This window comes from Gilliamella sp. App6-5, assembly GCF_001690525.1.
GTDB classification, from domain to species: domain Bacteria; phylum Pseudomonadota; class Gammaproteobacteria; order Enterobacterales; family Orbaceae; genus Gilliamella; species Gilliamella apicola_H.
Genome location: NZ_LZGT01000063.1, coordinates 1 through 14,667, shown reverse-complemented (window position 1 = coordinate 14,667; position 14,667 = coordinate 1). Strand labels below are relative to the sequence as shown.

The following is a 14,667-nucleotide window of genomic DNA, read 5'->3' as shown; positions in this document are numbered from 1 at the left end:
CCAAACTCAGCGAGTATATCCAAAAGCAGTATTGGCAACATAAAGCCCGTTTGGGTGCGCCAAGCCTGCTTCATGATGCAAGAGAAGCGGGCTATCAAGTTTCAGAAAGGACAATTAGCCGTGTTTTGCAACAATTGGGATTACGGAGTAAAGCAGCACGTAAATTCAAGTATAAAACAGATACGGCTCATCACAATATTGCGCCCAACCCGTTAGATAGGCAATTTAACCCTGATAAGCCGAATACGACATGGGTAACCGATATTACTTATATTAAAACGGGTGAAGGTTGGTTATATTTGACGGTGATTATCGATTTATATGGACGAAAAGTGATTGCTAGGCAAACGAGTCGCTACATAGACCGCCATTTAGTGTGTAATACATTAAAACAAGCCTTATTTCGGCGTTACTTTCCTAAAAATGTACTCATTCATAGTGACCAAGGAAGCCAATATTGCAGTGCTGATTTCAAGCAGTTATTGTTACAATATGGACTCAGGCAAAGCATGAGTCGAAGAGGAAATTGCTTTGATAATGCGGTTGTTGAAAGTTTTTTTCATACACTCAAAACACACATTATTCATGACTGTTACTACAAAACGAGGAAACTGGCTAATAAAGCACTATTTGAATATATTGAAATCTATTATAATCGGATACGCCGTCATTCAGCTAATGGCTGGGTATCACCTGAACAATATGAACAACAATATTACCAAAACGAAAAAATGATAGAGGTGGGCACTGTCTAATATTTTGGCGAGGATCAAATAGTTTAATTCTAGCATATTAGTGACCAGTTCAACTTAGGTAAATTTTTCGTTTCAATGATATTGAACAATTTGCATGCTTGCTGTGTTTAAATTTTGATTGTCATATTTTATCTGTTAGGCATTTTAATAATGAAGAAATGATAAGAATAAAAAAACAAATTCACAAAAGTTTACAAAAAATTAGATGAAAAAAGCGTTTTATATTTTAAAATAGATTGTTATGGGCTATTGCATCATTTTAAAAATCATAATAGGATAATGCTAATTGTTTATTTTATATTAATAAAATTGTGAAAATAAGTATGAGGAATAATGAAATCATGATAAAATATGGGCTTAAACGGGCAACGGGCAACGGGCAACGGGCAACGGGCAACGGGCAACGGGCAACGGGCAACGGGCAACGGGCAACGGGCATTTTGTTAATCGTTTTATTTCAACTGTAATATTACAGCAAAACGTTTTATTTTTATTGTTACCTTTTTGTTTTAAACACTTCCATTGCAAATCTCACTTTGCTACTAGAATAACGGCACTGGCAGCCCACTTAAAACCAAAACCTACTCAAGTAATAAGCTTAATCTCATTATCACAATTGGCTATATCGGTTTCAGCTAATGCGATACTATCAGCGTCTTCAAGTCAGGTTATTGCTGGGAATGCACCGCAAGTGGTGGCGTTATCGAGTGCAGATAAACATGGTTTTACTGTCAACGGTGTTTTTTATAGTGAGGAAAATGGCACGCTAAAATCTGGTGAAGTGAAAGAATTTGATGGTAATTTAACGCTGAATGATTTTAAAGTGGCAACTTATACACCAACCAACTTAGATAGGGTAAAGAATTATCGCGATATCGATGGTGATAATGCTGATCCGAGTCAACCGTTTAAAGTGGAATCGACTTACTATTGGTGGTATGACAATAGCGGAAGACGCATAACTGGTGATGATAAGAAAAAGATTATAGGTTGTGGCAGTGGTTTTTCAATGCCACTAAAATTGATAATTGAAACAAAAGTAAAAGCCTATTCGGAGTATGGTATCCCAAATGAAAGCAAACAGATTAATTTATCCAAGAGCTACCAAATAGCAGCAAAATCAGAGCTATGTTATGCCAAACCGAATAGTGCAATTATTTATCCTGAACATCAGTGGGGTAAACTTGGTGATAATCCAAATTTGAATTATCGAATGTATTGGAATTCGCCAGATGGCCGAACAAGATCAAAAGGTGGGGGGGGGTATACTCAAGATTATGTGCCGGATTATGGGTTTAAAGCAGTGACTAGTGTATCTGGAGGTAGAAATTTTCCGACAACGGGCTTCCCAGGTGCTAAATTTCAATTAGTAATGGCGGGGGCTCAAACTGATTATCGCTATCAGATCATCAATAACCCCGGAGGCGGAGCTTCAATTGATGAAAATGGTATGGTTAAATTAACAAGTAAACCAATGGGAACAGTCACAGTAAAAGCGATATTAAAGAGAAACCCATCTGTAAGTTATGATTATAGCTTTAATCCAACAAGTGTTTGGACGATTCCTCAAGGTGATATAAAAGGAGTATATGATACTGCGGTAAAACGATGCGGTGGTAGTAATAATGTAGTTGGTCGATATGAGTTAACGAATGCTCCTTTTACCTCTATAGATGACGATCCAGTTATTTTTTGGGGGGGGATTCTTACTCGAGCGATTGATGGTTCATTATTTAGCGAGTGGGGATTTATTAATCAAAAGGCTTATCCGGATTCTCAGTGGCGTGGTGGTGTTTATTGGACACGAGATCGGTCATCTTATTCTACTCGTCAATATCATATATATGCTGATTCTGGACATGTGGGGGAAGGGGATGATAGTTGGAATAATTACATAGCGTGCAAGGGATAGTTTAATTGTTTATTTTTCATTTTTACAAAATTAGGGGTATTGTTTTATTTTTGTAATTATACTTTATTTATGACACTAAAAGCACAATAACCTTTAATTTGTGTAATCTGTTATTTGTTAGCATCAAGATCGTAACTGGCGCGGTAACGCTATCGCGCCGAAAATTTAGAGTAAAAAATAACTATGCAAATTATTATTAAACCGGAAATCTGTAGTAGGATAAATTATTTAAGGTTGTGTTCTTAAAAAAATAGACAACGACAGTGTTATTCGTATGATATTACAGAGAGCTTTATTGAAAGCTTACAAAAAAGCTGTCAAACAAAAGAGTTCACTTAGTCATCAATATGGGATTAAGATAAATATATACGAATGAATTAGTGCATTTTTTGTAATTTTAAGGTGAGCTTAATCATCTTTATAATATTAATGGCCAGCAGATCTTCTATTTGTAAATTAAAGCGCAGTTCCTTTGGACGGAATAAAGAATTGTGCTGTATCAACACCTTCTATTTGTAATAGCTGTATTTTCTTATCTATTCCACCTGCGTAACCGGTTAAATTACCCTTTGTGCCAATAACACGGTGGCAAGGAATAATGATTGATATGGGATTATGTCCAACCGCACCGCCTACAGCTTGACTAGACATGCTGGATTTGTTTGTTTTAATAGCGATCTGTTTTGCGATATCGCCATAAGTTGTGACATTGCCATATGGGATTTCACATAAAATTTCCCATACTAGGTGTCGAAAAGGTGTGCCATTCGGTGCAAGTTCGAGTTGAGATAGATCCGGTTTCTTTCCTAAAAAATAATCATCAAGCCATTTTTTTGTTGAGTTAAAAATGGGTAAATTAGGTTTTTCTTCGGTTGGTGTGTTGAGTATATGACCAAAATATTTTTCTCCTTCAATCCAAGCTCCGACTAACTTATTTTGCTGGCTGGCTAGGGTAATTAATCCTATTTGAGACGAATAGTTGCATAAATAAAACATGTTGACCTTTTAGTTATGTTTAATAAAAATGATGTCAAATTATGCTTGTTTAGAGTGATAAATACTACAAATTTATTGATTAATATTATCCTTAAATGGTAAATGGGATATGGCTCATTAGCGAGCCATATATTTCAAGGTTATTTAGCTTGATTTTTGCCTTTTTCGACGTAGCTCATATCGCCAAGGCTTTCGACAATAAATTTACCATCGTTGGTATAGCGAATTTTAGTGACACTGGCGTTGCCTAATCCTGCTGTAATTGGTTTATCTAGCCATTCTTCAACCATAGCCATAATTGCCATGCCATGAGAGACCACTAAAACGTTACCCCCACCTTGCGCTTTGGCTGATTCAGCAATAGTTTTTAATGATGCTTGCATACGCATTTTTACTTTATTGTAGTCTTCGGCTTCGCCTGATTTTTCAACTGCAGCAATAGCATTCATCATTTTTTTTAGGGTAACTTTACCTTTTGCCATGTCATCCATTAAATCTTTATCAGATGCATAACCTAAATATTTTGCAGCAGGATTCCACATATTAGGATCAAGATCACCTTCATAATCACCAAAACAGGTTTCACGCAATCCTTCCATTTCATTAATTTGAACTTTGTCACCTTTAGTTTCTAAAACAATGCGGGCAGTTTGTCTTGCTCGACCTAAATCACTAGAATAAGCCGAAATAAATTTAACATCTTTTAAACCGCGTCCTAGTTGTTCGGCCACTTCAACCCCTGGTTTGGTTAGTGGCGTATCAGACCAGCCTTGAGCACGATGTACGTTATTAAACATGGTTTTGCCATGTCGCGTCACATACAGGTAAGTATCATCAGCAAAAGCTTGTGATATGCTTAATATTAAAATAGTTAATGAACTGATTAATATAGTTATTTTTTTCATTTTATTGTCCTCATTTATAATAAATTAAATCGATAATCTATAATGGTTTCTGCCGAAAGTGTAGGTGAGCGTTGGTATTTTCCGTGTCTAAGTTTTGGAGTAAGATCTGAAGCACTTACTGTTTTATAAGACCAGCCATAACCAACTTTTGATAAAATAGAGAGATTTTTAAACACACCGCTAGTTGGTTTCCATATATCAAAAAGGTTTATTTCGCCATTTTTTAATGTATTGTGTTTGTAGTTAAATTGGCCATAATTCATATAGAGGCCTGTACTATTATCTTTAACAAAATCATAGCTCATTACTGTGGTTAGCACCAGCTCGCCATCTCGTAAATAGTCTGCACCCGCAGCAGCTAAACCATTAAAACGAGCACGGGTATTTTTACCTAAATGTCGATTATAATACCCGATAGCGTTGTGTTTGTTGGCATCCGTGTAAGCTAAACCAACTTTAATACTCCAGTCTTCTTCTTTCCATTCGACATCAGTTGCATAATGCCAGGCATGATCTTCAAATTCTTTTTTGTTTTGTTTCATGGCATTATAATTATCAAGCGCATAACTACCATAAAATTGTCCACCTAAAATTAATTTTTGCATTGGTTTATATGATAATTCAATCACATGGCGTCTTAAATAATCTTTGGCAACCCCATAAGAATAATCTAACGTAAGATCTTTATCTTTATAAGTGATTTCAGCAGTTGAAATATTGTCAATGACTTTTTTACGATCGGCCGTTAAAAAATGTAATTTTTTAGCAGATTCTCGGGGGAGGGTACTATCGATATAGGCTAATGAAAAATAAACGTTATCATATTTTAGAATACCACTATAACCCAAATAACTATTTCGCGTAAGATGTTTTGATGAACTTATTACACCAAAATCTTTCAAACTATGCCAACCCGCTTTACCATTGAAATTAATGACATCATTACCTAATTTAATTTTTGCATAACGTTGAGTAAATTTATTAAAACCATGCGCATGATGTTTGTTGTAGCTTTTACCATCATTGTAAAGTAAATTACGTGTTGCAAAATAATCACTAGCGCCTAATTTTATGACATTGTCATAGGTGATATCAAAACCAATAGTATTGAATAAATATCCTGACTTTAAATCAAAAGTAAAGACTTGTCCCCATGCACTGTGTACTTCTTTGGGCTGGGATGCATTTTCTTTTAAATACTTCCAATGATTACGAGTAGAAAATTCAAACCTAGAATTTTTAAAAAATAGGTTATTTAAGACTGAATTATTGGTTATTTCATTTGCCGATGCCAAAGAGCTCGATATCCCCAGCAGCATTGTGATATATTTTATTTTCATTGTTATTTTTCCTAATCGTTTTTTATATTAAAAAAAACTAAATACTAAATCAGAGAACAACTCTCTAATTAACATTTAGGTGTTGTCTGTAACAAACAGTAACAATCCAATAATTTAAAGTTAAGTTTTTAATGAGTTAATGCTATTATGCGTGAATTAATAATTACTCGGTTAGTTTCATTTTTTACTGATTTAGTGCTGCTTTACCTTTATTAACATATTCCATATTGCTAATTTCGCTTACGCTATATTGACCATTTTTATAAATAATTTTAATGGCGGTTGCATTTGATAGCGGTTTATTTTTATCTTTGTTGTCAGTAAGATCATAGACCATCGCCTGCATTGACATGTTAGGTTGCCAGCTTGGTAATTTTTATAAAACGCATCGACATTGTTATATCCTGCCAGTTTCATACTCGCACGAACCATTTTTTTATTTGCTCCACCTTCAAAACCACCAAAAATACTTCACGTAAACCTTTAAGTTCACGAATTTTATAATCTTTAATTCCTTTTTGTTCAAGAAGCTCTTGCATGGTTTCACGTTGTCGCCCAGCACACTTGTATAATAAGCATCAAAGTGTATGTTTTTAAATCCTTCACCAAGGTAGCGAGCAAGTTTAATGCCTTGATCCGTCAATGGTGTGTCGGCCCAACCTTGCACTAAATCATAAGTATTAAATAGAGTTTTTCCATGACGAGCAAAATAGATTGTGATGTCATCATTAAGGTTATTATCTGTTGCTATAGATGGATGTTGTGCGTAACTTGTCAGTAAAGTTACAATAAGAAAACTGTTGATTAATAAAAGTTTTGTTGTTGTTTTTTTCATGCAGTATCCTTTAGATAAATAATAGGGGATTAATAGCGATAATCCCCCCTTAAATTATTTTATTCTTTTAAATTTTCACCTTGCGATGAAATCACGGATTGATACCAATAAAAGCTTTTCTTTTTATAGCGATTTAACGTACCTGTGCCATCTTGATTTAAATCAACATAGATAAAGCCATAACGTTTAGTCACTTCGGCTTTTGATGCACTGATAAGGTCTATTGGGCCCCAACTGGTATAGCCCATGACTTCAACGCCATCATTAATAGCCTCCCGAATTTGTACTAAATGATCATTCATATAGTTAATTCGATAATCATCATTGATAGTGCTGTCTGCTTCTAATTTATCTTTGGCACCCAAGCCATTTTCGACAATAAATAGTGGTTTTTGATAACGTTCATAAAGTAAATTAAGGAGATAACGAACCCCAGTTGGATCGATCTGCCACCCCCATTCGGATGATTTAAGATAAGGATTAGGTACCATATCTAAAATATTACCTTTGGTTTTTTGAGACTCATCGGATGTTGCACAACAGCTCATGTAATAGCTAAATGAAACAAAATCGACGGTTTCTTTTAGATCTTGTTTATCTTGTTCGGTGATCTCAAGCTTAATATTATTTTCTTTAAAAAAGCGATTCATATAAGTTGGGTAATGACCACGAACTTGCACATCACCAAAAAATAGCCAACCATGATTTTCTTGATGAGTTGCCCAAACATCTTCCGGTTTTGGGGTAAGTGGGTAAGCCACTGCACCTAATAGCATATTCCCAATTTTGGCATCATCAATCATTTGATGACAAAGTTTAACCGCTCGGCTACTAGCAACCAATTGATGATGGATAGCTTGGTAGATTTGCTGCTTGGTGCTGTTTCTATCCAAGCCTACACCCGTAAAAGGTTCATGTAATGACATGTTGATTTCATTGAAGGTTAACCAATATTTAACTTTATCTTTATAACGTGCAAAAACGGTTTTAGCATAACGAGTAAAGAATTCAATCACTTTACGATTGCCCCAACCGCCATATTGAGTGACAAGATAATAGGGCATTTCATAATGTGATAAAGTGACTAATGGCGTGATGTTGTGCTTTGCCATTTCATCAAATAATTTATCATAAAAGGCTAGCCCAGCTTCATTAGGTTGTTTTTCGTCGCCATTCGGGAATATGCGTGTCCAAGCAATCGATGTACGTAAACAGGTAAAACCCATTTCAGCAAATAGGGCAATATCTTCTGGGTAACGATGATAAAAATCGATAGCGTTGTCTTTTATGCTTGTAATATTGGTTTCGTTTCGATTAATGATGTCACCAAATAAACCATTTGGTGTACAATCTGATGTAGATAAACCTTTACCATCTGTACGGTAAGCCCCTTCAACTTGATTGGCGGCAATAGCACCGCCCCAAAGAAAATCACTAGGAAATTTTGTTGACATGTTTTACTCCTTATTTTGGGATAACGCTAATAAAGCCTCTCCACTTTGAATATTATCTTGTTTGAATATAGGCAGTATGTCTTGATAGTTATCACTGTTTGTAATAATGATTGGCGTGGTTACTTCAAAACCAGCTTGTTTAATGGCATCAATGTCAAAGCTGACTAATAGATCACCTTTTTTTACTTTGCTACCAGCTTTGATATGAGCCTCGAAATATTGGCCGTCTAGTTTAACGGTATCAATACCAATATGGATTAATATTTCGGTACCGCCATCAGTTTGAAAACCGATGGCATGCTTGGTTCGAAATAGTGACATTACTTCACCATTATCAGGCGCTACAGCTTGCCCAATTGTTGGGATGATTGCGATACCTTTACCCATTAACTCACTAGCAAATGTTGGGTCATTAACTTCACTTAATGCAATAACCTTTCCTGACATTGGGCTGTAAATCGTAGTATTATTTGGGTTATCAATGTTTTCATTATTAATATTATTCGACAATGAAGTATCGCTTTCATTAGTTTGATATTTATCTTTAGGTATACCAAAAAAGTAAGTAGCTAATGTCGCTATAGAAAATGAGAGAATTGAAGCAACAGCAACAGCATAAAACCTTGCATCTATTCCTTCCGGTGGGATTAATTGTAAAAATGCAAATATACTAATAAAGCCAAATGAATAGGCTACAGCGTGATAACAACCAACAATGGCACCGCCGATAGAGGCAGATAAACAACCAATCACAAATGGTCTTTTTAATGGTAAATTGACCCCGTAGATTGCTGGCTCAGTTACGCCAAAAATGCCAGACAATACCGAAGAACTTGCTAAACCTTTAAATTGTTTATCTTTAGAGCGTAACATCACGGCTAATGCCGCACCAGTTTGAGCAAAGACAGCAGGGAACAGGATTGGTAACATAAAATCTTCTTGATAAAGCGCTATATTATTCATGGCAAATGGCACTAAACCCCAATGAACTCCAAAGATTACCATGATTTGCCAAACAGCGGCTAAAATCATTGAAGCAATAACGGAATTAAGTTGGTAGATATAGATAATACCCGAGGCAACTCCATCACTTAAAATTGATACAATAGGACCAATAACAGCAAATGTTAAAGGTACCGTAATTAAGATCCCAAGTAATGGAGAAATAAATTTTTTAAACGAATCATGCAATATTTTATTAAAGTTTCGTTCTAATACTGAATAGAACCAGCTCGCCAAAATAATCGGGAATACTGATGAGGCATAGGGAATAAGATTAATTGGAATAGAGAAGAACTCAGTTTGTAATTCTAGAGCCCCTTTCATCATACCGACGATATTGGGGTGAACTAAAGCCCCTCCCAGTGCCATGCCCACGTAAGAATTGCCACCAAATTTTTTCACGGCAGAAAAACCTAAGATAATAGGGAGGTAATAAAAAGGTGCATCAGCAATAGCAAATAGGAAGTTATAAGTTGATGTTTCAGGAGCAATAATATCTAGTATTTGTAACAAAGATACCAAGCCTTTTAAAATTCCCCCTGCAACAAGAATAGCAAGCGCAGGAATAAAAATGCCAGAAACTAAATCAATTAATTTAGACAGAACACCTAATTTTTTGCCTGATTTAGACTCTGAGCTAGTATTTTCATTAAAGTTGGTTAATTGCATAATATCACTAAATACGTCTGCAACATGATTACCGATAACGACCTGAAATTGTCCGCCACTTTGTACAACAGTAATCACACCGACCTGTTTTTTTAACTTATCGGCATCGGCTTTGTTATCATCTTTTAATACAAATCTTAAACGAGTAGCACAATGCACTAAGCTGATAACATTGTCCTTTCCGCCAACATGCTGAATGATTGATTCAGCAAGCTCTTTGTTTTTCATACTTTATCCTTATTTTTAGAACAAAAAAAAACCTAGATCCCAAGATTTTTTTGGGATCTAGGTTTTGCTTGCAAAGTAAGCTTTGTTAACTTTGCAATAACAATCCAATTAATGATTGATTTAGACTAACACAAATTTTAAAGCTAGTTAAGATTTATACAATAATAATGGCTAAAGTGTGATTTACTTCACATTATGTTGTTTAAGTTCAGTGCGTAGTTTTTCAATATGAATCGTCAAATACAGGCTTTCGTCATCAGAAAGCGGATGTTGATATTGTTGTATCAGATGTAAATCGATCTGTTTAGTACAAAGATAGGCTAGCTCATACTTTTGCCGAATTAATTCATACAAGGAGCTATCTTGTTGTGTTTGTCTGCTTTGACTTAAGATACGATGAGCAAAAAATTTTAAATGGGTAACAAAGCGCTGATAGGACAAACAATCTTCATCATATTCAAATTTAAAATGATATTTTACGATATTAAGAATTTCACGCATGATTTTTGTCATGTTGACAATATTGGGCATGGTACCATTTAATTGTGCATTGATGATATGAAAAGTAATAAAGCCCGCTTCGTCTTCGGGTAATTCAATTGATAACCGCTTTTTTATAACTGATAAGGCATATAAACCAATTTGAAACTCTTTAGGGTAAAATTTTTTGATCTCCCATAAAAAACCGTTGGGTATATTAAATCCTTGTTTATGGCGCTCAATGGCAAAATGGATATGATCGGTCAGTGAAATATAAATACTGTCTTGTAATTTGCCGTCTATGCATTGTTTGGCATGATTGATAATAACTTCAGAGGTGGTTAATACTTCAAAGGGAATCTTCGAGAGCAATTCTTCAAATTTTGGGTATGTTTCTTTATTATCCAGAGAGAACTGCTTTTCTATAAGTCTCGTATCGATTAAATCACCCTTACGCTTTTTAAAGCCAATTCCACGGCCGGTGACAATTAATTCATTGCCTTTCTCATCAAGGGTAACAATAACATTGTTATTTAATATTTTGCAAATTTTCATTGGGTATGATCAATTCCTTATATCTACTCATTATGAATTGCTAGAAAAAAATCGGAAGTAAAAAAATAAAAAAATGTGATAAACATCATACTATTTGAAAAAATATAGTTGCCCTTTTTTGCTAGTATAAAAAAGCCCCAATAGTATTAACCTATCAGGGCTGTGGTTAGTGGATATTATTTTACTATTGCGCTAATAATTTATTCATAGTTTGAATAAATTTACTTGGATCACTAAGCGAACCTTTTTCAGCAAGTAAAGCCTGATCAAGCAATAGTTCAATCCAATCGTTAAATGCGCTTTCATCTTGCGTATCGGCAATACGTTTAACCAGTTTATGATCTGGATTAATTTCAAACGTGTATTTGATTTCCGGCGCTTTCTGACCTGCTGCTGCAAACAATTTAGCCATTTGTGTACTCATTTCGTCAGCGGCTGTGGTGACAATTGCTGGTGTATCAGTTAACCGATGAGTTAATTTAACGTCTTTCACCTTATCGCCTAATGCGTTTTTGACGCGTTCAATAAATGGCTCAAGTTCTTTTTCAACTTGTTTTTGCTCTTCACTGTCTTGATCGGCAAGTTTTTCGATTGATTCGTCTGATTTGCTGATAGATTGGAACTGTTTGCCATCAAATTCAGTTAAGTTGCTCATCATCCATTCATCAATACGATCGGACAACAATAAGACTTCAATACCTTTTTTACGGAATAACTCAAGATGAGGACTATTTTTTGCCGCACCATAGCTATCAGCGGTAATGTAATAAATCTTCTCTTGACCTTCTTGCATACGGCTAATGTAATCCTCTAGTGACACCGTTTGTGCATCGCTATCAGTATGGATTGATGCAAAACGAAGTAATTTAGCAATCGTTTCACGGTTAGCAAAGTCTTCGCCAGTACCTTCTTTTAGTACTAAACCAAACTCACTCCAGAATTGTTGATACTGTTCTTTATCGTCTTTAGCCAGTTTTTCAAGCATTTGTAACACACGTTTAGTACATGCATTACGCAACTTTTGGGTGATTTTGTTATCTTGCAAAATTTCACGCGATACATTTAATGGAAGATCGTTTGAATCAATTAAACCTTTTACAAAACGTAAATAATTAGGCATAAATTGTTCGGCATCATCCATAATAAATACACGTTGTACATAAAGTTTTAAGCCGTGTTTATTATCACGATTCCACAAATCCCAAGGCGCTTTCGCAGGAATATAAAGTAAGCTAGTATACTCTTGTTTACCTTCAACGCGATTATGACTCCAGCTTATTGGATTGGCAAAATCGTGCGATAAATGTTTATAAAACTCTTTATATTCGTCATCGGTCACCTCAGATTTGCTACGAGTCCAAAGTGCTTGGGCTTTGTTGACTTTTTCCCATTTTACTTCTTTGCTTTCTTCATCAGTAGTTTGCACTTCAACAGGTAGTGAAATGTGGTCAGAATATTTACTAATGATTGAACGTAAACGCCAGTCATCTAAAAACTCTTTTTCGTCTTCTTTTAAGTGTAATGTAATTTCGGTACCACGAGTTTCTTTATTATCATCAGAGATGGTATATTCACCTTCACCGGCAGATTCCCACATAACTGCTTCGTCAGCTTTGGCTGTGGCTGCGCGCGTTCTCACTGTAACTTTATCAGCAACAATAAAGGCTGAATAAAATCCAACACCAAATTGACCAATGAGTTGGCTATCTTTTGCTTGATCGCTACCAATTGATTCCAAAAATGCTTTAGTACCTGATTTAGCAATAGTCCCTAAATTTTCAATCACTTCATCGCGGGTCATACCAATGCCATTATCAGCAATGGTTAATGTGCCAGCTTCTTTATTAGTAGAAATGCGCACACCAAGTTCACCATCACCAGCATATAGATTTGGGTTTTCTAGCGCTTTAAAACGTAATTTATCGGCTGCATCAGACGCGTTTGAAATGAGTTCTCTTAAAAAAATCTCTTTATTTGAATATAAAGAGTGAATCATTAAATGTAGAATTTGTTTAACTTCAGATTGAAATCCACGAGTTTCAGTACCTTGCTTACTCATTGACTAGTTCCTCTATCATATTTAGTCATTTCAATTAATGCTAATGGCAAAAATGACTTTGTTATCAACTAACTCTTTCATTTCGCCAGCTAATTAGCTCATCGCTAGTTAGTATTAATTGAATAAATTAACATAATGGTTTGATTTATTGATGTATTGCTATATGGGAATAAAAAAATGAATTTCAAGGGATAACTAAAATGAATTTTATAGCATGGTTTTTCGTAAAAATTTGAATTATGATCTCATAACTGAGGCAAAATGGAACTAGGAAAAATTGCTGTTCTAAATTTACTCTAACCATTATCTATAAAAATTAGCACTTGTCATGTTAGATTTAAACAATTGTTGGTTTTATTTGTCAAAGTTGGTTTGTAAAAATTATGTTTTTGGAGCTGGGCGTATTCTGATATTTGCTGTACGCTTGGATGATTTAATTTCGAATAAATTAATAGATTTTATTAGGCTTGATAGTTTAGCGTGTCCATAAGCTTTAACATTAAAATCAAGTTTGGTCTTCTTAATATGGGTGCCAATTTGACCTAGTGGTGCCCAGCCATCCTTGTCTTTTGTTTTTTCAATAGCGCTTTTAATAAGATTAATTAATTCTATATCTGGTTTTAATGTATTTGAATTTGTATTTTTAGGTATAGGTATAAGTATAGAAGTAGGTGGGGCTTTTTCAATTTTAATTAAATTTTCTAGATGAATAAATTTATCACAACCTTTTATTAATGATTCAGGAGTTTTTTTTAATCCAAAACCATAAACAGCGATACCATTTTCTCTTATGCGAAGAGCAAGCCTTGTAAAATCACTATCACTAGATACAATACAAAATATATCAAAGAGATTGCTATACAATAAATCCATAGCATCAATGACAATAGCCATATCTGTAGCATTTTTTCCTTTTGTGTAAGCAAACTGTTGAACTGGTGTAATGGCATGAGGTAATAACTGTTCTTTCCATTTATCTAGTTGAGGCGAGCTCCAATCACCATATATGCGTTTAACACTAATGATCTCATATTTAGCTATTTCATCAAGCAAAGGAACTACAAAATCAGAAGATACATTGTCTGCATCAATAAGAACAGCCAATTTTTGCACCAATTTACTCATTTCAGTTATTTTTCCTATAAAATTTATACATATATTCCAGTTATTGCTATGAATGTAATTGTAGTACACATAGCTTTTATTTTAAGCTAATGGTTTTTTATTTAAATAAAAAAGCCTTGATAAGTCAAGGCTTCAGATTGATGACAAACCTCGATATAATTCGGGGTTTATTTTTTTATTTAAACCATAAATAGGATTTTTAATTTGGATTTTATTAAATAAATTAAAAAAATAGCCTAAAAAAACGTAACAAAAATAGCTTTATCGCTATTTTCTTGATATTTTGAGCCGTTGCGGCCAATAAACACTGCATTTGAACCTGCGCTCTTCCTCTAAATCGTGCATAGCGATG

General features: G+C 34.7%; 13 protein-coding genes. 3 read left to right on the top strand and 10 right to left on the bottom strand.

Annotation, left to right across the window (positions count from 1 at the left end; genetic code table 11):
• The 3 genes from A9G24_RS07475 to A9G24_RS07470 form a co-directional block, all read left to right on the top strand.
• Window positions 1-755, top strand: a 755-nt coding sequence (locus tag A9G24_RS07475) for an IS3 family transposase (RefSeq protein WP_065638447.1), incomplete at its 5' end; no start/stop codon positions are given.
• A 341-nt stretch (window positions 756-1,096) separates the two neighbouring features.
• Window positions 1,097-1,222 carry a hypothetical protein gene (locus A9G24_RS13160; protein ID WP_255307234.1) on the top strand — a complete coding sequence of 42 codons (126 nt, stop codon included), beginning with the start codon at window positions 1,097-1,099 and terminating at the stop codon, window positions 1,220-1,222.
• Between the two features lie 149 nt (window positions 1,223-1,371).
• Entirely contained in the window at window positions 1,372-2,667 is a 1,296-nt protein-coding gene (locus tag A9G24_RS07470) for a hypothetical protein (RefSeq protein ID WP_141673114.1), read from the top strand.
• Between the two features lie 456 nt (window positions 2,668-3,123).
• On the opposite strand, the gene A9G24_RS07465 is transcribed toward A9G24_RS07470, so the two are convergent.
• The 10 genes from A9G24_RS07465 to A9G24_RS07425 all read right to left on the bottom strand — a co-directional run bounded on the left by A9G24_RS07465 (window position 3,124) and on the right by A9G24_RS07425 (window position 14,315).
• Window positions 3,124-3,663 carry a methylated-DNA--[protein]-cysteine S-methyltransferase gene (locus tag A9G24_RS07465; RefSeq protein ID WP_065638445.1) on the bottom strand — a complete coding sequence of 180 codons (540 nt, stop codon included), beginning with the start codon at window positions 3,661-3,663 and terminating at the stop codon, window positions 3,124-3,126.
• Window positions 3,664-3,803: 140 nt separating this feature from the next.
• A complete protein-coding gene (locus A9G24_RS07460) occupies window positions 3,804-4,568 on the bottom strand; it encodes a histidine phosphatase family protein (protein ID WP_065638444.1) in 765 nt (254 codons plus the stop codon).
• Window positions 4,569-4,582: 14 nt separating this feature from the next.
• Window positions 4,583-5,908: an OprD family outer membrane porin gene (locus A9G24_RS07455; RefSeq protein WP_065638443.1), complete on the bottom strand. Its 1,326-nt coding sequence runs from the start codon at window positions 5,906-5,908 to the stop codon at window positions 4,583-4,585.
• Window positions 5,909-6,092: 184 nt separating this feature from the next.
• Complete coding sequence (locus A9G24_RS13055) at window positions 6,093-6,260, bottom strand: hypothetical protein (RefSeq protein ID WP_218056250.1); 168 nt, start codon at window positions 6,258-6,260, stop codon at window positions 6,093-6,095.
• Window positions 6,261-6,359: 99 nt separating this feature from the next.
• Window positions 6,360-6,743 (bottom strand): histidine phosphatase family protein, encoded by a 384-nt coding sequence (locus A9G24_RS13050; RefSeq protein ID WP_218056249.1) that lies wholly within the window; start codon window positions 6,741-6,743, stop codon window positions 6,360-6,362.
• Window positions 6,744-6,802: 59 nt separating this feature from the next.
• Window positions 6,803-8,197 (bottom strand): glycoside hydrolase family 1 protein, encoded by a 1,395-nt coding sequence (locus A9G24_RS07445; RefSeq protein WP_065638442.1) that lies wholly within the window; start codon window positions 8,195-8,197, stop codon window positions 6,803-6,805.
• Between the two features lie 3 nt (window positions 8,198-8,200).
• On the bottom strand, window positions 8,201-10,096 hold the full coding sequence (locus A9G24_RS07440; RefSeq protein WP_065638441.1) for a beta-glucoside-specific PTS transporter subunit IIABC: 1,896 nt from the start codon (window positions 10,094-10,096) through the stop codon (window positions 8,201-8,203).
• Window positions 10,097-10,279: 183 nt separating this feature from the next.
• Complete coding sequence (licT, locus tag A9G24_RS07435; RefSeq protein ID WP_065638440.1) at window positions 10,280-11,131, bottom strand: BglG family transcription antiterminator LicT; 852 nt, start codon at window positions 11,129-11,131, stop codon at window positions 10,280-10,282.
• 184 nt (window positions 11,132-11,315) lie between these two features.
• Window positions 11,316-13,190: a molecular chaperone HtpG gene (htpG, locus tag A9G24_RS07430; RefSeq protein WP_065638439.1), complete on the bottom strand. Its 1,875-nt coding sequence runs from the start codon at window positions 13,188-13,190 to the stop codon at window positions 11,316-11,318.
• A 381-nt stretch (window positions 13,191-13,571) separates the two neighbouring features.
• Window positions 13,572-14,315, bottom strand: a complete 744-nt coding sequence (locus tag A9G24_RS07425; protein WP_081303127.1) for an NYN domain-containing protein — start codon at window positions 14,313-14,315, stop codon at window positions 13,572-13,574.
• Window positions 14,316-14,667: the final 352 nt, after the last annotated feature.